The sequence below is a fragment of the Hyunsoonleella aestuarii genome (genome assembly GCF_006148925.1).
GTDB classification, from domain to species: domain Bacteria; phylum Bacteroidota; class Bacteroidia; order Flavobacteriales; family Flavobacteriaceae; genus Algibacter_D; species Algibacter_D aestuarii.
Map to the genome: position 1 here is coordinate 1,986,477 of NZ_VAWB01000001.1, position 20,533 is coordinate 2,007,009.

Sequence of the window (20,533 nt, forward strand, 5' to 3'; positions counted from 1 at the left end):
AAAATATTTTTTATAACTCATTAACAATGTTTATGATTTTAGACTGTTCCTTTTTTTTCAGATCATTATATAGTGGGAGTCGAACTAGGCAATCCGAAAACCTGTCGCAATTGGCAAGTATCCTTCTATCGTGTTTGTTAAAATAGAAAGGGCTGGAGTGAAGTGGGATGTAATGAAATACTGCTAAAATTTGATTCTTTTTAAGTATTTGAATTAATTCATCCCTCTCTTTTACAGTTTTAAAATTAACATAAAACATATGAGCGTTGTTAGTTGCATAGTGAGGAATATATGGAAGCTCAAAGGTTTTATTTTGATTTAAGTTAAATGCCTCAAAGTATTTGGACCAAATCTTCTTTCGCTTTTTTTGGAGGTCATCCAAACATTCCAATTGTGCATATAGAAATGCAGAAACCACTTCTGAGGGCAAAAATGAAGATCCAATATCTACCCAATTATATTTATTGATTTCACCTCTAAAAAATGCTGAACGATTAGTGCCTTTTTCCCATATAATTTCAGCTCGTTCAATAAATTTTTCATCATTTATTGTAAGCATACCTCCTTCTCCACTAGTGATATTTTTTGTTTCATGAAACGAAAATGCTCCCAAGTGACCGATGCTACCAAGGGGCTTTCCCTTATAAAAGCTATCAATGGCCTGAGCGGCGTCCTCTACAACAAATAGATTATATTGGTTAGCAATATCCATGATTTCATCCATTTCGCATGCCATTCCTGCATAATGAACTACAACAATTACTTTTGTATTTTTGGTGATTAGTGATTCAATCTTACTAGCATCTATATTTGGATTTTGGTTACTGCTATCAGCAAAAACTAATTTGGCACCCCTGAGTACAAATGCATTTGCAGTCGATACAAATGTAAACGATGGCAGTATAACCTCATCGCCTGGTTGAATATCCAGTAAAATAGCAGCCATTTCCAATGCATCGGTACAAGAAGTAGTTAAAAAACATTTTTTAAATTCATATTTCTTTTCAAAAAAGGAATGACAAAGTTTTGTGTATTTACCATTTCCGGATATTTTTCCAGAATTAACGGCATCGTTTATATAAAACGTCTCTTTTCCCGTTAGGAAAGGTTTGTTAAATGGAATTTTCATGCTAGTCTTATTCTGAAATTTTTTAAGGGAAAAATAGAAGTTAAATTTTTGTCATAAACGGCTTCTGTTATTTTAAGTAACCCTCTGCCACAGACAACTACAGGGAAACCTTTGTCCATGAAAATTATTTTGCCCACATCTCTATTCATAATGGTTACATCTTCGATCTCCTGAGCATCGTATATGCGAATCTTACAATCTTGGATATTAGTAGTTGCACCCTTGTAAGGGAATCCAATGGAATAAATAAAATTCTTTATTTCAGATGCACTCAACTCCCAGTTTATTTTATAATCTGCTTCGTCTCTCCAGAGAGAATAAGTAGCTTTTTGGGCATTTTGAGGGACGGTTTTAAGTGAATCGTTTTCATTTATTTCCTGAACTAAATATTTAAGAATACTTTCATAAAGGTCGCATATCTTTGAAATGGCATTTTTCACTTTTATAGGATAGCTTACTTCTATTTTTTGTTGAGTAATGATATCTCCCTTATCATATTCTGCATTCGCAATTACCGCAGTCACACCAATATATGGTTCTTTATTAATTAATTGACTTACTAAAGGTGCAAAACCGCGATATTTAGGGAGCAACGAATCATGAATAACTATCAATGTCCTTTCCTTAGTTATATCGATGAGCCACCTCCAAGAAATAGCAATAATATATTTTGAACTAATTACATAATTGTCAGTTCTTTGGTATACTTTAATTTTATGGGTTCCAGCCAAACTATTAATTTGCTCTGCATAATCCGTTATTACATTTTTGTCTCTAGCGTAAACCACAAAATCGATTAATTTAGAGTCAAAATTGTCGAGAAAAGTTACCAGTGAACGATATCCTTTTTCTGACATTAGAAATAATGTAATTTTACCCATTGGTGTTAAGTTTTTTCTCTATTAAGAAAGTTGGTCTTTGCTTACTTTGTTCAAATGTTTTTCCTACATAAATCCCTACTAAACCAAGAGTAAGAATAATAATTCCAGATAAAAAAGTAATGGAAATTATTATACTAGTGAATCCTAAAACTTCAATAAGTCCATTAAAATATTTGTAAAGATATACTAGACCATATAAGAAGGAAAGCATTGATATTATTAGTCCAAATTTAACTAAAAGTCTTAGGGGCTTATCCGAATAAGAAATAATAATGTTAAAAGCTAATTTCAATAGTTTCGAAAACGTATATGCAGATTTGCCATCAAATCTTGAAGAGTGTGTAACCTTAATTTTTGTGCTTTTAAAACCAACCCATTGCACCATTGTGGGAAAATATCGAATATAATCATTCATTGACAATACAGCCTGTATTACCTTTTTATTGTAAATACCAAAATTTGCAATTGTAGCGTCTTGTTTCGTGTTAGTTAAATAACTTAATATTCTGTAAAAAAAAATTGAACTAAATTTTTTTAAAAAAGTATCTTGTCTTTTTTCTCGCTGTGCAAAAACTATATCATAGCCTTCCTTGGTTTTGTTAAACAAATTTGGAATTTCTTCTGGATGATCTTGTAAGTCGCAGTCCATAACAACAATCCAATCACCTCGAGCAGCATTTAAACCGCAAGTGATGGCATTATGTTGACCAAAGTTTCTACTTAATTTAATCCCTTTTACATTAGAATCATTCTTACAAATTTCTTTAATAATATTCCATGAGTTATCTGGGCTTCCATCTTCAACCAAGATTATCTCAAAATTATCGCAGAGCATAGCTAATACTTCATTTAGTCTATCAACTAATTCTTGTATTGATTTTTCCGTCTTATAAATAGGGCTTACTACAGATATTTTCATTTAACTAAATGTTTCTAACTATGATATGATTAAATTAAAATTAAAATATAACTTTTATAATATATTGGTTTTAATTATATAAATTTAATATTCTTTAAACGCAAATTGCACAATGATATTAAATTTATTCTTTATGAAGATAGATTTTCTCTTTACTTGATAATGTTATTAATTTTTAATGCTAATTAATCAAAATAAAAAAACTATTAATTTATATATTGAAAACAGATTGCACCGATGTTTAAAGAATAAGCCAAATTTGTTTATTTATTATGATTTAGGTATTAAACCTAAGACAAATCTTCTATGAATTCCAAAATATTTAAAGAGTAAAAAAAATGATTAATGTAACTAAAACATTTTTACCTCCACAAGAAGAATTTAATGCCATTCTTAAGCAAGCATGGGACAAAAAATGGATAACAAATAGGGGTAATTTGGTTTTAGAACTTGAAAAAAAATTAAAAACCTATTTATCTGTTCCAAATATTATTGCAACAACAAATGGTACCTTGCCTTTACAGATAGCTATTAAGGCTTTAAAGTTGAAGGGTGAAATAATTACGACACCTTTTAGTTATGTTGCCACATCATCAAGTATTGTTTGGGAGGGTTGCATTCCAGTATTTGTTGATATTCACCCAGACTATTTAACGATTGATGAAACAAAAATTGAATCAGCGATTACTGAAAATACTTCAGCAATTATAGCGACGCATGTATTTGGAAACCCTTGTCATGTTGATAAAATTGAAGCTATTGCAAAAAAACACCAACTAAAAGTAATTTATGACGCTGCCCATAGTTTTGGGGTTACTTACAAGGGTAATTCTATCTTTAATTATGGTGACATAAGTGCTTGCAGTTTTCATGCTACTAAATTATTTCATACAGGAGAAGGAGGTGCCATGTTTTGTAATAATCAGGAGTTATTTAATACACTATTTTACCTTCATAATTTTGGACATGATGGCCCAGAGCAGTTTCAAGGATTAGGTATAAATGCTAAAATGAGTGAGCTACAAGCAGCTATGGGCTTAGCAGTTTTACCTTATATGGGAAAAATTTTAGATGAACGAAAAAGGGTTATTAATGTGTACCAAAGAGAATTAATTTTTTCAAAACTTAAACCTTTGATAATTAGGGATAATACCAATTGGAATTACAGTTATTATCCAGTAGTTTTTGAAACTGAAAAACAATTAAAAGCAGCAATTCTTGAATTAAATAAGAACAATATTTACCCGCGACGGTATTTTTATCCGTCACTAAATAATTTACCTTATTTGAAAAAGGTCGATATGCCTGTTTCGGAATCTATTGCACAAACAATACTTTGTTTGCCTTTGTCTCATGATTTAAATGAAGCATCTATTTTAAAAATATGTGAAATATTAAATGAGATTGAATGAAAGTAGCGATCATGCAGCCATATTTCTTTCCTTATATTGGATATTTCCAATTGATACATGCTGTTGATATTTTTGTAATCTATGATGATGTTAATTTTATAAAGCAAAGTTGGATTACGAGAAATAACATTTTAGTAAAAAATGAAGCTTTTAGAATAAATTTAATTGTTGAAGGAGCAAGTTCGTATAAAAAAATAAATCAGATTAGTAGAATTGTTGAAAACAAGAAGTGGTTGAAAACCATTGAGCAATCCTATAGAAAAGCACCTTTTTTTAGCGCAGTATATCCATTAGTTCGTGAGATAGCATTGAATGAGGAAAAAAGTATATCTAGATTTTTAATGATGACTTTGCAAAGAATAGCTCAGTATTTAGATATTCAAACAACCTTTAAATTATCATCTGAACTAAAAAAGGATGATAACTTAAAAGCTCAAGACAAAGTAATTGCTATATGTAAAGCATTAAATGCTATACATTATATAAATGCCACTGGAGGGCAAAATCTATATAATAAAGACGATTTTAATGCTAATCAGATAACTTTAAATTTTATAAATACAAAGCCAATAACCTATAAGCAATATGATAATCAATTTATACCATGGTTGTCTATAATTGATGTATTAATGTTTAATGAAAAGGACGAGGTAAAAGAATTATTAAAGCAATATGAATTAATATGAGGGGCAAATTAATTGACTTTCTGGAAACCTTAAATAATGATTTAGAGAACTCATTATTAAGTGTGGATATCCCAAGTTATGTAGATAAAATTATAAAGTGCGCAACTATAATATCTATTTCTAAAGAGAGTGAGCTTAAAGCTTTTATTGCTTTTTATGAAAATGATAAAAATGGTGAAACGGCATATTTAACCATGATTGCTGTTTGTAAAGCATGTTGGCAATCTGGATATGGTAAAAGGTTATTAGAGTTTTCAATAAACGAAATACGAAACAAAGATTATAAGTTATATAGACTTGAGGTGAAAGAAGATAATTTTAAGGCTATAAAATTATACAAAAAGTACGGGTTTATTAGTACTAGTGTAGAAAATGGAGTAATCAATATGGAAAAGAGGCTGTAAAAATTCAAATGTTTGATATACGAATTTATGAAATAAGCTAATATAATTCTTTAGACCACCTTCAATGTTTTATAGCGAATTACATCTGACAGATTTAAAAACAGTAAATTTAAACAGATGAAAATTGATTACAAAATACTTCACATATGTAATGATGAAAAATTCATTGATTCAACGATTAAACTATTTGAAGACGTTTATCCTAATAAATCAATTTATTATGTTTTACAATCAACCAATGAACCTTTTAAGCATGTGCGATCTGAAAAGGCAAAGCCATTTTTAATTCAAAAAGAAGGTGATGAACATAAAATTAAAGATTTATTACATGAAAATAAAATTGAGGTCGTGTTTTTGCATGCATTACACTTGAAAAAACAGAGGATTGTAAATGTTCTCAGTAAGGACATTCTTAAGGTCTGGTTTATTTGGGGCTCTGATTTATATTGGAATTGGAAATTATTAAAAAAAGATATGTTTGAAAGAGAAACATATACTTTCTTATATGGAGAAAACACAAAAACTTCACTTAGGAATAAAATAATGTTTAATAATTGTTCCTTATGGCTATTTTCAAAGCATAGAGATAATAAAATATGGCTTCCAAAAATTCTAGTTAAAAAACTTGAAACTAATTTTCTAACAGATTTTTATAAAGTAGTTCAAAAGATTGATATTGCTGTTCCTATTGTTCCTGCGGAATATGAACTTGTAAAAAGAATTAATAATAACTTGGTCTATGCTCCGTTTGAATATGCTAACATAGAAGATTTAGCCATAAACAATGAATTATATAATGTTAAAAATGCCAATAATATATTAGTAGGTAATTCAGCTTCTCCTACTAATAATCATATCGATGCTTTTAAACAGATTGTAAATTATAAACAAGATAGTCAAAAGGTAATTGTTCCTTTAAGTTACGGAGGTAAAAAGGATTATATCAATTTTGTTATAGAGAAAGGCAATTACTATTTTGGCGATAGTTTTATACCAATATTAAATTTTATGCCTTTAAATGAATATAATCAACTTATTTCGGGATGTGGTTTTGCTGTGTTTAACCATAAAAGACAGCAAGCGCTCGGAAATATAAATACAATGGGCTATTTTGGTGCAAAATTATTTTTGAACAGTGAAAGTCCCATATTTAAATATTTTAAAAAATTAGGCATTCAAGTTTTTAATATAAATAGTGTTAATTCTAATAGTTTTTATTCGAAGTTAAGCGAAAAAGAAATAGAACATAATAGATCTTTGTTGTTTAAATTATATTCGAGAGAAGCCGTAAAGAAAAAGGTTGTTGAACTTATTGAAATAGTCGATTTTAAATTAAAGGAAAATTAATGGCATGTAAAATCGCGATTTATACGGCTGTTTTTGGAGGGAAGGATCAAGTTAGAGAACCACTGCGTTATAAAGAGGATGACAATATTGATTATTTTCTTATTTCAGATGATCAAGAATTAAAATCAGACTCTTATAAGATTATCTATAAAAAACCGATTTATGATGATATTACTAAAAATGCCAGATATTATAAAATTATTGGGTTAGATGAATTCAAAAGTTATGATTTTATTATTTGGCATGATGCTAATTTGCAGATTGCACAGGATAAAATTTTAAATGTGCTTAAGTTTGTTGAAAATAAGGGAATAGCCTTTTTTAAGCATTCTCAAAGAGATTGTGTTTATGATGAGGCTATTAAATGTATTCAACTAGAAAAAGATTATCCTTTTAAAATATTAAAACAAGTTTTAGGATATTATGTTAAAGGAATTAAGTGTAAAGCTGGATTATATGACACATCGATAGTCGTAAAGAATAATAAATTATTATCTCATGAATTCGTTAACTTATGGTGGCATGAGATTAAACATAAATCAAGACGCGATCAACTCTCATTACCTTACGCCTTAAAAAAGTTTAATATAGAGCCAGGGATAATGAAAGGGCGTAGGGAAAAAAATGAATACTCATTTTTTTCTAATCATTATCATACAAAGTATAATTTTTTGTCATCAAGTACGCCCAAATCATTTAATAAATGGCACAAATCATTTACAATAAAGGTGATATTAATTTTAAAGAAATTAAATTTTAATGGATTATAATAAATCTTATATTGGTTTAAGAACGGATCTATTAGGATTAATAGAAGGAAACTCAAATACCATTTTGGATGTTGGATGTGCTTTAGGTGTGAATGGTGATTATTTGATTAAGAATAATATAGCTGATTTTGTTTATGGAGTTGAATTTGATGCTAACATGGCAAAAGAAGCAGAAAAATGTAACACAAAAGTGTTTTGTGGAGATTTAAATTCTAAAGCGTTTAGAAAATCTGTTATAGATGATTCTCCATTATTTGATTATATATTGTTCGGAGATGTTTTAGAACACTTATTGAATCCGCAAAAAGTGCTTATCGATTTAAAACCAAAGTTAAGAGAAAATGGAAAAATTATTATTTCATTACCCAATATAGGACATGTTGAATTATTTATTCAGGTTTATATAAAAGGAACTTTTCCTCGAAACCCAAGAGGCATTTTTGATAGAACGCATTTAAGTTGGTTTACTCGTAAGGACGTTTTTAATTTAATTAAAGCATCAGATTTAAAAGTTCTTATGTATAAGAGAAATTATAGATCTCGTGATGCTATAGGCTCTAAATTTAATTGGAAGTCTCGATTGTTAAAAATGATTAATAAAGATCTTGTAACCTTTCAACATATTGTAGTTTGTACTCATGAAGACTAAAGTATCCGTAGTAATTGTTTTTTACAATGGAATGAAATGGCTTCCTAAATGTTTAAGAAGTTGTGATCCCTATAATGTTATTGCTGTAGATAATAATTCCACTGATGGGACGGTTTCTTTTATTAAGGAAAATTTTCCAGAAATAACAATTCTTCAACAAAGTGAAAATTTAGGTTTTGGTGCTGCTAATAATATTGGTATTTCACATGCATTAAATAATGGAGCAGATTATGTTTTTTTATTAAATCAAGATGCTTATTTAGAACCAAATACTATTAATCATTTAATAAAATGTCATAAAGAAAATACTGTTTTTGGTGTTATTAGCCCCATGCATCTTAATGGAAATGGTGAAAAAATGGATTATAATTTCTCCAAGTATATTAAGGACAATAAAGAACTCCAATATGATATACAAAAGCAATTGTATACACAACAGATTTATGAAATACCATTTATTAATGCAGCAGCATGGTTACTGCCAAGAAACGCAATAGAGAGGATAGGAGGATTTGATCCTATTTTTCATCACTATGGTGAGGATGTTAATTATTGTCAACGTATTTTATATCATCATTTAAAAATTGGCGTGGTGCCAGAAGTTTACATAAGGCACGATAGAGAATTTAGACCCAAGAGGATACTTAATAATAAAACTGAAAAACTAGCACATTTTGAGCGTGGTTTAAAGCAAGGGTTAGCAAATATTAATAAAGAAATAGAGCGTCATATTAAAAAAAAGAAGCAAATTTTATTAAAACAATCTTTTAAGTCATTTTTTAAATTAATGTTTAGAGATGCATTATTTAACTTAATTAAGTATAAACTCTTAAACAGTGTATTGCCAGAAATTAAAAACAGTAGGAAGAAAAATAAGGGGGTAGGTTTACATTATTTAGATGCCTAAAACATATGTTATGAGTATTAGTATTATTACGCCACATCATAATGACTTTAAAGGGATAAAACAAACTCATGACAGTTTAATTAAACAAGATTCAGAACAATGGGAGTGGATTATTGTTGATGATTTTTCAGACGACCCAATAAAAGAATCTTTAATTGAATATTTGAAGAATTATCCTTGCAAAAACATTAAGTTAGTTTTTAATGATATAAAAACAAATGCTTCTGTCTGCAGAAATATTGGGGTAGATCATGCATCCTACAATCATTTAGTATTTTTAGATTCAGATGATATGATAGCTGAAGATTTTATAAGTAATCGAGCGATTGAGGTTCAGGATTTTGCAGTATTTAAAAACTTTAATCTTATAGATGAAAAGGGAAATAATAAACCTGCACCTACAAAAGATTCTAATTATTTAAATCATTTTTTACAAGCAAAATTTATTTGGCAAACGTCTGCTATTTTATGGAATAAGGGTTTTTTAATAAAAATTGGAAAATTTAATACTCATTTAAAAAGATTACAGGATATAGAGCTATCTATTCGTGCTCTTTTTTTAAGTAATAATTATAGAGTAATAGATAATAAAGTGGACTTCTTTTATTCTGTTTCACCAATTAATATCAAAAAGACACCAATAAATATAATTTGTGAATCCGTAAACTATCTAATCTCTCACCTTAATAATCATTACGCTTTAGATAAGGAACAAAGAGGTTTATTGACAGGCTATTATTTTTTATGTGTACGCTATTTTAGTCGTTCTGAGGATAAAAGAGATTTAAACCATGTTCAAAATAGTTTAAAAGTATTTTATAAGAAAAATTATATGTCGTATTTCGGTTACATGAGAGCGTTGTTATTTATAAACTTATATAAAATTAATTTAATTTCAAACGATTTGTTTTTGAAGTTGAATAGATATTTTTACAAATAGAATTCTGTAAATGAAAACGATTAAAACACCTATACTTCCTATAAATAAGACCATAGTAAAAACTCAAGGGAAACATGAATTAGACCTTGAAGCTATTTGTTTATTTATAGCTTTTGGTTTTTTTTTCGACACAGATACTTATTGGAGAGATGAAGTGGTTTTGTCTCCTGGAACTACTAATCAGTTAGATGAAAAAGATACATTAATTGCATCTAAAAAATGGTTTGATTGGCATTATTCACCTAGAGAAATTAGCTTTCAACAAACACTTCATGAATTCACAAATTTATTTGAAACCATTGTAAAGGAACAGACAACTAATAAGAATGTTATTCTACCAATTTCTGGAGGATTAGATAGTAGGACACAAGCTGCTGCTTTAAGAAATCATCCTAATGTGAAGTCCTATAGTTATGAGTACGAACATGGATATCAAGAAACTAAGATTGCCAAGAAAATTGCAGCTACCTGTCATTTCCCATTTCAATCTTTCAAGGTTCCAAAAGGATATTTATGGCATTGTATTGAAGATTTAGCAGAAATCAACCAATGCTATTCAGAGTTTACCCATCCTCGCCAAATGGCATTTTTTGATTCATTCCGGGATATGGGTGATGTGTTTTCTTTAGGCCATATGGGGGATTTGATGTTTGATTCGTTTGGATTGCCTCAATTATCTTTCGATGAGGAAGCTGACGTGCTTATTAAATTGCTTCTTAAAAAAGGTGGTTTCGAATTGGCTAATGATTTATGGCAATCATGGAATCTTGAAGGGTCTTTTGAAGCTTATTTTGTTTTAAGATTAAGAGAATTATTAAAAGAAATAAAAATTGATAACACGAATGCAAAGTTACGTGCATTTAAAACAAACTATTTTGTATCCAGATGGTCTTCTAATAATTTAGCAGTTTTTGAAGCTTTACATACAGTGACATTACCATATTATGATAACCGCATGTTTGAATTTATTTGTACTATCCCAGAAGAACATTTATCTAATAGGCAATTACAGATTGCCTACATTAAACAAAATGCTCCAGATCTCGCAAAGATTACCTGGCAGGAGCAGAGACCTTTTAATTTAAATAATTATCATTTAAATAAAGTTCCTTATAATTTACCTTACAGGGTTGCTAATAAAACTAAGCGCGTGTATAATGATTTCTGTGGGAAGCCTTATGTTTCCAGAAATTGGGAACTACAATTTGTAGGAAAGGAAAATGATGTGCATTTAAAACACTGGTTGTTTGAATCTAAATTAAAGGATTTGATTCCATTACATATCATTCAACAATTCTATGATAACTTTAAGGAGAAGGACCGTATAAAGTATTCGCATCCGGTTAGTATGATGTTAACATTGGCATTGTTTCAGGAAAAGTTTAATAATTTTTGACTACCAATTATTAAGTAACAAGAAAGCATTTCTTAATTTAAATTAATTATATATTTATGCCAGAGTTGGTCACAACCAAAATAGATACCCTTATATTCAATGAAACAATTAATCAAGTCAATATTACCGCAAATAGTAATTAAAAAATATAATGGATATAGGGCATATCAAAAATATAAGGGAAAAGAGGTGTTTTGCCCTATTTGTAATTCTTACTATAAAAAGTTTGCTCCATTTGGAACTTCAAAAAGAGAAAGTAGAAAATGTCATAATTGCGGCTCTTTAGAAAGACATCGTCTTATGTTCTTGTATCTAATTGAAAAATTCAATTTTTTTGATAAGAGTTCAAAAGATAAAATTCGATTATTGCATTTCGCGCCAGAGAAAATGTTTTATAACATCTTTTCTGAAAACAGTGGAATTGAATATACTCCTTGCGACCTATTTCCAAAGCAATACGATGGAAAAACGAAAATCACCAAAGCAGATATAACAAAAATTCCTTTTAAAGATAATTCATTTGATTTTATATTATGTTCCCATGTTTTAGAACATATCCCAAATGACCGTTTAGCTATGTCTGAATTGCAACGAGTTTTATCAAAAAAAGGTGATGCTATTTTACAGGTTCCTATTGATTTTAAAAGAGAAAAGACGTATGAAGATCCTAATATTACGTCACGAGAAGAAAGACTACAAGAATATGGTCACCCAGATCATGTTAGATATTATGGAAAGGATTATAAAGAAAGACTGGAGAGTTGCGGGTTCACTGTTAATGTAGATCATTTTATTTCTACTTTAAGCAAGAATGATATATTTAAATATGGTTTATTAGAATCAGAATTAATTTATCATTGTAAAAAATAATTTTTAAGTATCAAAACGCTCAAAACATTGTCCAATTGAAGAAAACATTGGTTAATTAAGATATCAAATTACAATTCTCCAAGCCCTAAGTGAAATGATTCAAAAAAAAATCAAAATATTATTTACCATCACTAATTTTGATACAGCTGGAAGTGGTAAAGTCGTTTATGATTTGGTAAAAAATTTAGACCGAAGATTTTTTGAACCTGAAATATGCTGCTATCATAATAAAGGCGCTTTTTTTAAGGAAATTGAAAAGATGAATGTAAAAATCCATTTGTTCCCTTTTGCAATAAATTACCGCCCATTTTATACATTCCCTTTTAGACTTATAAAAATCATTCGATTCTTTAAAAAGGAGAAATTTGATTTGATACATTCTTGGCACTGGAGTTCGGATTTTTCAGAGCCATTGGCCGCAAAACTAGCAAGAACTCCTTGGGTTCATACCAAAAAATCTATGGGATGGGGAAATAAGGCTTGGAAATGGAGAACAGTATTAAGTTCAAGAATTATTATCGTTAATACAGATATGAAGTCATTTTATTCTGAAAAAACCATCGAAAAAGTTAAAGAAATTCCCTTTGGTGTAGATACTAATTATTATGCTCCTCAAAATAAGCCTGACCTAGCGTTTTTGAATGAACATAACATTAAGGCAAATGACTTTGTTGTTGTTTCTGTGGTGAATTTAATTCCGGTTAAGGGTATAGAAGTATTAATTAAGGCAATAATTGAATTAAATAGACCTAACATAAAACTTTTTATTGTTGGTTCAGAGCAAGGAGACTATGCGAAATCATTAAAAAAAATGGCTGGTGACTTTTCTTCTATTCAATTTTTAGGAAAGAAAGCAGATGTAAGACCGTATCATGCTGTTGCGCATGTGTTTGTTATTCCAACATTAGAATTAGGAGAAGGACTTCCCTTAGCGCCGCTGGAGGCGATGGCTTCAGGTAAAATTGTAATTGGATCAAACGTTAGTGGTGTTAAAGATATTTTAAACCCTTTTCCCCACTGTATGTTTGAGCCAAATAATGTCGAAAGTTTAAAAGATTGTATTTTAAATATTTTGGATATGAGTGAAGAGGCACATGTTCAATTAAGTCAAGACATGAGGGCTAGAGTTGAAGCGACCTATTCTATGGAAAACTTTATTCAATCTTATACAGCTCTTTATAAACATATAATTTCTAAATGTTGAATTAGATTTTTTGAACAAAACAATTAAAATAGCAATTTATTCAGGAGAAGTACCAAGTACTACTTTTATAGAGCGATTAATTCTCGGACTGTCGGCAGGGGATGTTAAAATTTATCTTTTTGGTTTTATTAAAAGTAAGATTAAATATGATAACAGCATTTCAGTATTTGGGTATAAGCAAACTAAAATTCGTAAGGGATTACATTTATTAAAGTTTAGTATTTTGTTGTTGCTGTTTAAGAACAGAGAAAAGACAAAATTAGATAAGATATTAAATCAAAAACAAGATAATCGTTTAACATCGCGGGTTAAGTACTATCCAGTGTTATGGTATAAACCAGATATTTTTCATTTGCAATGGGCAAAAGGAATAGATGAATGGATTTGGGTAAAAGCATTTGGAATGAAATTAGTAGTAAGTTTGAGAGGTGCGCATATTAATTACTCGCCATTAGCGAATGAAAAATTAGCCAATACATATAAGGCCCATTTCCCAAAAGTTGATGCCTTTCATGCGGTATCGAATGCCATAAGTTTTGAAGCACAGAAGTATGGTGCACCAAAAGAAAACATTAATGTAATCTATAGTGGCATTAATCCCGATGCTTTTAACAACAACGCTAATAAAGAAAATAAAATATTTAGAATAGTATCAGTGGGTAGACCACATTGGAAAAAAGGCTATACTTACGCTCTAGATGCATTTAAAATATTAAAGAACAAAAATTTTGAGTTTAATTATGTTATAGTAGGAGGGAAAAATAATATTGAGTTGGCTTACCAAATAAAAGATTTGGGATTAGAACAACATGTAACTTTAGTAGATCAGTTAACATTTAAAGAAGTAGTTAATCAAATACAATCATCAGATCTCTTGCTGTTACCTAGTGTTGAAGAAGGTATTGCCAATGTGGTTCTTGAAGCTATGGCATTAAAAACAATGGTTGTAACTACAGATTGTGGTGGTATGAAAGAAGTTATTACTAATCATCATAACGGTTTTATAGTCCCCATTAGAGACCCAGAAGCAATGGCTAAAGCCATAAAAGAAGCAAAATCGTTATCAGATAGCGATAAAGAATCAATCCTTAATAATGCGCTTGAAACAATTCAAAAAAATCATAGTGAGAAATTAATGGTAGGTAATATGATGCATATGTACACTAATCTATTTTGAATTTTGAGGTAATTTGAAGAACAAAAATTCACATATAAAAACCATTGGTATTGTCTTATCGTATGTTCCAGAATATTCTGAAACGTTTTTTAAGAATAAAATCTTGAGTCTTCAAAAAAGCAATTACCGCATTATTTTATTTGTAGATTATAAGAAACCTAATGACTATAATTGTGAATATGAAGTCCTTTATGCGCCTAAACTCAACGGTAATAGCTTTAGCGTTTTTGTTAATGGTTTTAAAGCACTGTTTAAGGCTTTAGTTTTCTATCCCAAAAAGACCATTCATCTTTATAAATTAGATAAGCAAGATAAGTTGACCTTTACTAACCGAATTAAAAATATTATTTTCAATCAGTTTTACTTCACTAAAAAATTAGATTGGTTGCATTTTGGATTTGGTATGAATGCCATAAATAAGGAGAATGTGGCTTCTGCAATTGGATCTAAAATGGCAGTGAGTTTTAGAGGTTCAGACTTGTATTTAACACCCTTGAAACATGAAAATTGTTACGATCTGTTATTTACAAAAGATGTAAAATACCATGTGCTGTCTGAAGAAATGAAACATACACTTATCGATTATAACATTAACGATGCAAACATTCAAGTTATAACACCTGCTATTGATGTAGAATTTTTCAATAATATAAACCATCGTAAGCCTAATAGTACTTTAAAACTAACAACGGTGGCTAGATTGCATTGGAAAAAAGGATTGGAATATACGCTTGAAGCATTATCTATTTTAAAACAGCAAGGATTAGATTTTATATTTACTATAATTGGTGACGGTGAAGAGCGAGAGCGCCTCATTTTTGCGGCACATCAATTAGGTATAATTAATTATGTAAAGTTTAAGGGAGAGCTTAATCAAGATGAAGTTAAAAAATCTTTGCAGGAAACAGATATTTATTTGCAATACAGTATACAAGAAGGCTTTTGTAATGCTGTTTTAGAAGCCCAAGCCATGGGGCTTCTGTGTATAGTTTCTAATGCCGAAGGATTACCAGAGAATATTATTAATAATGAAACAGGTTGGGTGATCAATAAAAGAGTCCCAAAAGCCCTAGCAAATAAAATAGTAGAAGTCAAAAATTTACTTCCTATTGATAAAGAAAGGATACAGAATAATGCAATAGAGCGTGTTACTCAAAAATTTAATTTAGAACAACAAAGACATAAATTCATCGAGTTTTATAAATAGGCATAGTTTAATTTATTTCAATTTTTAATCGTTAATATTGTATTTAGAATTAAGTATATATTATATAGTCTTAGTTAAATGACCAAGTATGAATTTCTTCGCTGGATAACCTACCCAGTAATGCCGGTAATTTTAATAACAGTTAGAAATGACATTAAAAAATTAATTCGGCAAACAAAAAAGAAACACCTAAAAATTCTAGATGTTGGTGGTAGAAAATCGCCATACACTATTAATCTTAATGCCGATATCACATTACAGGACATCCCACAAGAAAGTGAAACTCAAGAACAACTAAATCTTGGTTTTACATCAGATATTTTAACATCAATTCAGAAGAAGCGTAGTAATATTAACGCTATTATTATTGAGGACATGACGCAATCTACGATAGAGGATAGGTCTTACGATGCTGTTGTTAGTGTTGAGGTTATTGAGCATGTCGTTGAGGATGATTTGTTTGTCAAAAATATTTCTAGAGCCATTAAAAAAGGGGGTTGGGCTTATTTCACTACACCAAACGGTGATTTTATTAAAAATGAAGGACCTAATAAAAATCCAGACCACGTGCGACATTACACTAAAGAAGGACTTAAAACACTTCTTGAACAATACTTTGAAAAAGTTGAGGTTAAGTATGCTATAAAAACAGGGAAATATCGCGTTCAAGGCTTGAGAAGTTTTAGCTTACGTGAGCCGATACATACACTAAAATCGATTTTCTCTAACATTATTAACCGTTTTCAATCTAGAGGTGTTAAAAGCACTTCTGTTGAAACTGCACATTTGATTGCGATTTGTTATAAGTAGTATTTTATTCTTAGCAAGAAGAACGATGAATTGTTTTTTATCTTTAAACTAAATTATTGAATAGATAACTAATTATTTATGAAAGTATTTTTTCTTTCTTTTAATTTAATGAGGAATTCTACTGCAGACTATTTTATTAGTTTGGGGAATGAACTGTCCAAAATTGGCAAAGTAATAATTGTTACTGGAAAGATTCGAGAAACTAACATTTCTTTAAATCCGGATATTATTGTTTTAAAATGGCCTTCTAAACGTCCAACGAAGTTTAAAGACTTTGTTTTTCTACTTAAAATTGTAAAAAACTATAGGCCAGATATGATGATTTCTATATTTGGGATGGTAAGTATGTTCTTGATTGTAGGATGGTTATTTAGAGTTAAAATCCGTATAGCTTGGATTAGAACATTAAGTACTCAATTTTCTCATAAAAAGATTCACATATTAAGGAAATCAATAATTTATAGATTTAGTACTCAAATTATAACAAATTCTACTGCCACTAAAATTGACGCAGCTAATTTTTATAAAATTAAAAAGAGCAAAATAAAAGTGCTTCCAAATTCAGTAAGCGATTATAGTCATTTGTTATTGGACATTCCAAGAGATAATTTAAAGTTAGTATATGTTGGTCGTCTTCACCCAGAGAAAGGAGTTGACGTATTAATTCGTGCAGTATCTATTCTATTAAATAAAAACTTTAATGTTCATCTTGATATTATAGGAATTGGTAATTCTCTTAATATGTTAACAGAATTAACCAAAACATTGCAAATATCTAAAAGTGTTAATTTTTTGGGAAGTAAAAGTAAAATAGATGTTTTAAGAGCATTTAAAAACTCCTTTTGTGCAATTGTACCAAGTTATACAGAGGCTTTTGGTTACACTGTCATTGAAGCTATGAGTGCTGGTAGCTGCGTAATTGGAGCAGACAATACAGGTATAAAAGAAACAATTATCGATAATGAGACAGGTTTATTATTTAGAACTGGTGATGAGATCGATTTAGCAATAAAACTCGAGAGAGTACTCACAAATGTTGCATTAAGAGATAATTTGGCTGAAAATGGTTTTAAAAACTTCCTAGAATCTTACGAAAATAATTATGCGATAAAAAGAGATTTTAAATTTTTAAAAGGTTTACTTAAGGAGGTATGATTACTAAATATAAACTTGCAAAGATAATATGTGCCTTTTTGCCTCCGATAATTTCGCAGACTATTCGTAATAATATTATTACAATTTCCGAAGGTGAAACTTTAAAGTTAGACTTTATAAAGAAAAGTTTAACTGGCAGCAATTTTTATGGGAATACATCAGATTTTCATGCTTTTAAATTTAGTATTCACGGTTATTTCGACTGGAGAAATATAATTCTGGCTAACAAAGTTTTAAACTATAAAGTTGGCGATATTATTGAAGTTGGTGCTAATATTGGTACGGAAACTATATCTTTTTGTGATATTGCAAAAAAGCATGGGGTAAAAGTATATGCTTTTGAACCTGTTTCTTCAAATGTTCAATCTCTTGTTTTAAATAAAAAGCAAAATAGACTTCAAAATCTAGATATCTACAGTTGTCTTGTTTCTAATAAAAATGGCAGTGATTTTTTTAATTTACCTTCTGGCAACAATTCAGGATCGGGTTACATTACACAGCAAAATAATTCAGGAAATATTAAGGAGTATAAAGTAACTACTTTAGATTCTGAATTTAAAGACGAAATCATTTCATTAATTTCTATAGATGTTGAAGGCTTTGAATATAATGTTCTAAAGGGAGCAGAAAATTTAATTCAGAAAAATAAACCTATATTAGTTCTTGAAGTTAATGAATCTTATCTAAAAAAAAGGGGTCATGTTGAGTTAGCCGAATTATATGCATATTTAGTTAATTTAAATTATTATTGTTATTCTATAAACCAAATAGGTATTTATGAAGTAGATTTGAACGATTTTAAAGTGAAAAGCAATAAAAACTGGATATGTGTAAATAAACAAGATATAGCTTTAATAAAAGAGTTAAATAGAAGTATACTTCTTAATGCCTTTAATCCATTGATTGGATTTAATTATTTATACTTATGAAAGCTAAAGTTTTTGTTATTGGTTTTCAAAAGACAGGAACTACTTCACTGGAATTAGCTTTAATTAATTTAGGTTATCGTGTTTATGGTGGAGATAAAAACTTATTTAAATTTAAAGACCAAAAATCTCTTAATAATTATATCCTTGAAACATTAAAATATTGGGATGCTGTACAGGATATGCCCTGGCCTTTATTCTATAAAGAATTACACCAACTATACCCAGAAGCTAAATTTATTTTGACATATCGTCACACTCAAGATTGGATTAAAAGTGTTGTTAAATATTTTGCCAGTATAAGAATTCCTTTGCACGAAAAAATATATAATGTTCCATGTGCTGAAGGTTATGAGCAAAAATATATAGACGTTTATAATAATTTTAATGTAGAAGTTATAGATTTTTTTAAGGATAAAGAAAATTTCATAATCATGGAGCAAAACAAAAACTTTAATTATGAAACTTTATGTCAATTTTTAAATATGCCTATAGTACCTAAAGACCTATTCCCACATGCGCGGAACAATAAAAAACGGAAACTACCTAATTATAAATGGTATAGGGATTTACGTTCTATATATTGGAACTTTAGAAATAAATATTAATAAATATTATTTGTGAAGATATTAATATTTTATACACACAATCAAGGTTACTTATCAGGTTTCTTTAAAGAAATTTCGTCAAGATTATCATCAGAAGAGCATCAAGTTTTTAATTTTTCATTTAAAGGAAAAAAAGATTCTGCAGAGTTTGATGGCGTTAAGTTATTTATAGAAAAAAAATCTGGATATATAAATAATTACTTACATGTTTATAGGATTATAAAAAAAATAAAACCAGATGTTATTATTTCAAATTTCAGTTATGTAAATCCAGCGCTTTTCTTTGGTAAATTCTTTGGAGTAAAAAATAATTTAGCTTGGTCTCATTCTTTAAATGTTCAAATGGAATCAAGTAAATCCAACATATTAATTAAAAGGTATTTTTTAAAATTGGCGGATATTGTTATTGCTAATTCAATTTTAACGGAAAAAGAACTGCACACTTCCTATGCATTAGCAGAAAGTAAGACTAAAGTGATTCCTTTTTGGACAAATATTATAGAGAATAAAGGAAAATTAATGACTGGAAATTTTGGAAATCAATCAAAAGCTGTAAAAATAGGTTGCCCAGGAAGACTTAAGCATCATAAAAATCAGCAAGTAGTCATTAAAGCTTTGTCTAGAATTATGAATAATGGTCAAGATAACTTTATACTTTATATTGTTGGAAATGGTGAGACTATTAAAGAACTTAAAGAATTAGTTTGTAAGAGCAATTTAGATTATAAAGTTAAATTTATTAGCAATTTATCTGTTGATGAAATGATAGATTTTTACAAAAGTATGGATGTAATTGTTTTACCAAGTTTGCATGAAGCTTTTGGATTAGTATTAATTGAAACTTTAGCTTTGGGAACACCAGTTTTAGTATCTTCTCGATTTGGAGCATTGAGCTTTATTCATGAAGATAAAAATAATCTATTAAGTGAAATTACTTTTAATCCTAATTCTGTTGATTCTCTGACACAAAAATTGGCTCTGTATTTTAAAGGGACTCCCATTAAAAAAGAATACATTAGAGAATTATATCTTGAAAACTTTAACAAGGAGAATATTTATTCAGATTTAAAAAAGATAATTTTAAGATGAAAATACAGCTTATTGATTTAACGTTTAGAATAAATAATATTAAAAAC

21 protein-coding genes are annotated in these 20,533 nt (G+C 29.1%); 18 read left to right on the top strand and 3 right to left on the bottom strand.

Translation table 11 applies throughout. The features are described 5' to 3' along the window. Positions 1 to 10: 10 nt before the first annotated feature. Genes rffA through FEF17_RS09040 form a run of 3 tightly spaced genes read right to left on the bottom strand, consistent with a single transcriptional unit; the run spans position 11 to position 2,929 of the window. Positions 11 to 1,129, bottom strand: a complete 1,119-nt coding sequence (rffA, locus tag FEF17_RS09030) for a dTDP-4-amino-4,6-dideoxygalactose transaminase (RefSeq protein WP_139002003.1) — start codon at positions 1,127 to 1,129, stop codon at positions 11 to 13. Beyond that, positions 1,126 to 2,010 (bottom strand): methionyl-tRNA formyltransferase, encoded by an 885-nt coding sequence (locus tag FEF17_RS09035; RefSeq protein ID WP_139002004.1) that lies wholly within the window; start codon positions 2,008 to 2,010, stop codon positions 1,126 to 1,128. The genes rffA and FEF17_RS09035 overlap by 4 nt, the downstream gene beginning before the upstream one ends. Beyond that, complete coding sequence (locus FEF17_RS09040) at positions 2,003 to 2,929, bottom strand: glycosyltransferase family 2 protein (RefSeq protein WP_139002005.1); 927 nt, start codon at positions 2,927 to 2,929, stop codon at positions 2,003 to 2,005. Before FEF17_RS09040 ends, FEF17_RS09035 begins: the two co-directional genes overlap by 8 nt. 338 nt (positions 2,930 to 3,267) lie before the next feature. On the opposite strand from FEF17_RS09040, the gene FEF17_RS09045 reads away from it, so the two are divergent. From FEF17_RS09045 to FEF17_RS09130, 18 genes are all read left to right on the top strand, one after another. Next, positions 3,268 to 4,341 (top strand): DegT/DnrJ/EryC1/StrS family aminotransferase, encoded by a 1,074-nt coding sequence (locus FEF17_RS09045; protein ID WP_139002006.1) that lies wholly within the window; start codon positions 3,268 to 3,270, stop codon positions 4,339 to 4,341. Beyond that, entirely contained in the window at positions 4,338 to 5,027 is a 690-nt protein-coding gene (locus tag FEF17_RS09050) for a WbqC family protein (protein WP_139002007.1), read from the top strand. Before FEF17_RS09045 ends, FEF17_RS09050 begins: the two co-directional genes overlap by 4 nt. Next, a complete protein-coding gene (locus tag FEF17_RS09055; RefSeq protein ID WP_139002008.1) occupies positions 5,024 to 5,431 on the top strand; it encodes a GNAT family N-acetyltransferase in 408 nt (135 codons plus the stop codon). The genes FEF17_RS09050 and FEF17_RS09055 overlap by 4 nt, the downstream gene beginning before the upstream one ends. Before the next feature lie 117 nt (positions 5,432 to 5,548). Continuing rightward, positions 5,549 to 6,778 (top strand): TDP-N-acetylfucosamine:lipid II N-acetylfucosaminyltransferase family protein, encoded by a 1,230-nt coding sequence (locus FEF17_RS09060; RefSeq protein ID WP_139002009.1) that lies wholly within the window; start codon positions 5,549 to 5,551, stop codon positions 6,776 to 6,778. Then, positions 6,778 to 7,548 (top strand): glycosyltransferase domain-containing protein, encoded by a 771-nt coding sequence (locus FEF17_RS09065; protein WP_139002010.1) that lies wholly within the window; start codon positions 6,778 to 6,780, stop codon positions 7,546 to 7,548. The genes FEF17_RS09060 and FEF17_RS09065 overlap by 1 nt, the downstream gene beginning before the upstream one ends. Then, on the top strand, positions 7,538 to 8,197 hold the full coding sequence (locus tag FEF17_RS09070) for a class I SAM-dependent methyltransferase (RefSeq protein ID WP_139002011.1): 660 nt from the start codon (positions 7,538 to 7,540) through the stop codon (positions 8,195 to 8,197). The genes FEF17_RS09065 and FEF17_RS09070 overlap by 11 nt, the downstream gene beginning before the upstream one ends. Then, on the top strand, positions 8,187 to 9,104 hold the full coding sequence (locus FEF17_RS09075; RefSeq protein ID WP_139002012.1) for a glycosyltransferase family 2 protein: 918 nt from the start codon (positions 8,187 to 8,189) through the stop codon (positions 9,102 to 9,104). Before FEF17_RS09070 ends, FEF17_RS09075 begins: the two co-directional genes overlap by 11 nt. Positions 9,105 to 9,114: 10 nt before the next feature. Then, positions 9,115 to 10,044 carry a glycosyltransferase family 2 protein gene (locus FEF17_RS09080; RefSeq protein ID WP_170180987.1) on the top strand — a complete coding sequence of 310 codons (930 nt, stop codon included), beginning with the start codon at positions 9,115 to 9,117 and terminating at the stop codon, positions 10,042 to 10,044. Between the two features lie 10 nt (positions 10,045 to 10,054). After that, on the top strand, positions 10,055 to 11,440 hold the full coding sequence (locus FEF17_RS09085) for an asparagine synthase-related protein (RefSeq protein WP_139002014.1): 1,386 nt from the start codon (positions 10,055 to 10,057) through the stop codon (positions 11,438 to 11,440). A 99-nt stretch (positions 11,441 to 11,539) separates the two neighbouring features. Then, positions 11,540 to 12,310: a class I SAM-dependent methyltransferase gene (locus FEF17_RS09090; protein ID WP_139002015.1), complete on the top strand. Its 771-nt coding sequence runs from the start codon at positions 11,540 to 11,542 to the stop codon at positions 12,308 to 12,310. 94 nt (positions 12,311 to 12,404) lie between these two features. Beyond that, entirely contained in the window at positions 12,405 to 13,514 is a 1,110-nt protein-coding gene (locus FEF17_RS09095) for a glycosyltransferase family 4 protein (RefSeq protein WP_246046814.1), read from the top strand. A 10-nt stretch (positions 13,515 to 13,524) separates the two neighbouring features. After that, positions 13,525 to 14,691, top strand: a complete 1,167-nt coding sequence (locus FEF17_RS09100; protein WP_139002016.1) for a glycosyltransferase family 4 protein — start codon at positions 13,525 to 13,527, stop codon at positions 14,689 to 14,691. A gap of 13 nt (positions 14,692 to 14,704) precedes the next feature. Then, a complete protein-coding gene (locus FEF17_RS09105; protein ID WP_139002017.1) occupies positions 14,705 to 15,898 on the top strand; it encodes a glycosyltransferase family 4 protein in 1,194 nt (397 codons plus the stop codon). A gap of 78 nt (positions 15,899 to 15,976) precedes the next feature. Continuing rightward, a complete protein-coding gene (locus FEF17_RS09110; protein ID WP_139002018.1) occupies positions 15,977 to 16,708 on the top strand; it encodes a class I SAM-dependent methyltransferase in 732 nt (243 codons plus the stop codon). Between the two features lie 78 nt (positions 16,709 to 16,786). Then, entirely contained in the window at positions 16,787 to 17,863 is a 1,077-nt protein-coding gene (locus FEF17_RS09115) for a glycosyltransferase (protein WP_139002019.1), read from the top strand. After that, a complete protein-coding gene (locus FEF17_RS09120) occupies positions 17,860 to 18,792 on the top strand; it encodes an FkbM family methyltransferase (RefSeq protein ID WP_139002020.1) in 933 nt (310 codons plus the stop codon). The genes FEF17_RS09115 and FEF17_RS09120 overlap by 4 nt, the downstream gene beginning before the upstream one ends. Further along, the gene (locus FEF17_RS09125; protein ID WP_139002021.1) at positions 18,789 to 19,397 is read left to right on the top strand and encodes a sulfotransferase; all 609 of its coding nucleotides are present in this window, start codon (positions 18,789 to 18,791) and stop codon (positions 19,395 to 19,397) included. The genes FEF17_RS09120 and FEF17_RS09125 overlap by 4 nt, the downstream gene beginning before the upstream one ends. A gap of 12 nt (positions 19,398 to 19,409) precedes the next feature. Then, positions 19,410 to 20,486, top strand: coding sequence for a glycosyltransferase family 4 protein (locus tag FEF17_RS09130; protein ID WP_139002022.1), 1,077 nt, complete (start codon positions 19,410 to 19,412; stop codon positions 20,484 to 20,486). The last annotated feature ends 47 nt before the right edge of the window (positions 20,487 to 20,533 follow it).

Bases quoted from the DNA above. Each gene is read 5' to 3' on its own strand.
- rffA (WP_139002003.1), bottom strand. From the start codon at position 1,129: ATGAAAATTCCATTTAACAAACCTTTCCTAACGGGAAAAGAGACGTTT.
- FEF17_RS09035 (WP_139002004.1), bottom strand. From the start codon at position 2,010: ATGGGTAAAATTACATTATTTCTAATGTCAGAAAAAGGATATCGTTCA.
- FEF17_RS09040 (WP_139002005.1), bottom strand. From the start codon at position 2,929: ATGAAAATATCTGTAGTAAGCCCTATTTATAAGACGGAAAAATCAATA.
- FEF17_RS09045 (WP_139002006.1), top strand. From the start codon at position 3,268: ATGATTAATGTAACTAAAACATTTTTACCTCCACAAGAAGAATTTAAT.
- FEF17_RS09050 (WP_139002007.1), top strand. From the start codon at position 4,338: ATGAAAGTAGCGATCATGCAGCCATATTTCTTTCCTTATATTGGATAT.
- FEF17_RS09055 (WP_139002008.1), top strand. From the start codon at position 5,024: ATGAGGGGCAAATTAATTGACTTTCTGGAAACCTTAAATAATGATTTA.
- FEF17_RS09060 (WP_139002009.1), top strand. From the start codon at position 5,549: ATGAAAATTGATTACAAAATACTTCACATATGTAATGATGAAAAATTC.
- FEF17_RS09065 (WP_139002010.1), top strand. From the start codon at position 6,778: ATGGCATGTAAAATCGCGATTTATACGGCTGTTTTTGGAGGGAAGGAT.
- FEF17_RS09070 (WP_139002011.1), top strand. From the start codon at position 7,538: ATGGATTATAATAAATCTTATATTGGTTTAAGAACGGATCTATTAGGA.
- FEF17_RS09075 (WP_139002012.1), top strand. From the start codon at position 8,187: ATGAAGACTAAAGTATCCGTAGTAATTGTTTTTTACAATGGAATGAAA.
- FEF17_RS09080 (WP_170180987.1), top strand. From the start codon at position 9,115: ATGAGTATTAGTATTATTACGCCACATCATAATGACTTTAAAGGGATA.
- FEF17_RS09085 (WP_139002014.1), top strand. From the start codon at position 10,055: ATGAAAACGATTAAAACACCTATACTTCCTATAAATAAGACCATAGTA.
- FEF17_RS09090 (WP_139002015.1), top strand. From the start codon at position 11,540: ATGAAACAATTAATCAAGTCAATATTACCGCAAATAGTAATTAAAAAA.
- FEF17_RS09095 (WP_246046814.1), top strand. From the start codon at position 12,405: ATGATTCAAAAAAAAATCAAAATATTATTTACCATCACTAATTTTGAT.
- FEF17_RS09110 (WP_139002018.1), top strand. From the start codon at position 15,977: ATGACCAAGTATGAATTTCTTCGCTGGATAACCTACCCAGTAATGCCG.
- FEF17_RS09115 (WP_139002019.1), top strand. From the start codon at position 16,787: ATGAAAGTATTTTTTCTTTCTTTTAATTTAATGAGGAATTCTACTGCA.
- FEF17_RS09120 (WP_139002020.1), top strand. From the start codon at position 17,860: ATGATTACTAAATATAAACTTGCAAAGATAATATGTGCCTTTTTGCCT.
- FEF17_RS09125 (WP_139002021.1), top strand. From the start codon at position 18,789: ATGAAAGCTAAAGTTTTTGTTATTGGTTTTCAAAAGACAGGAACTACT.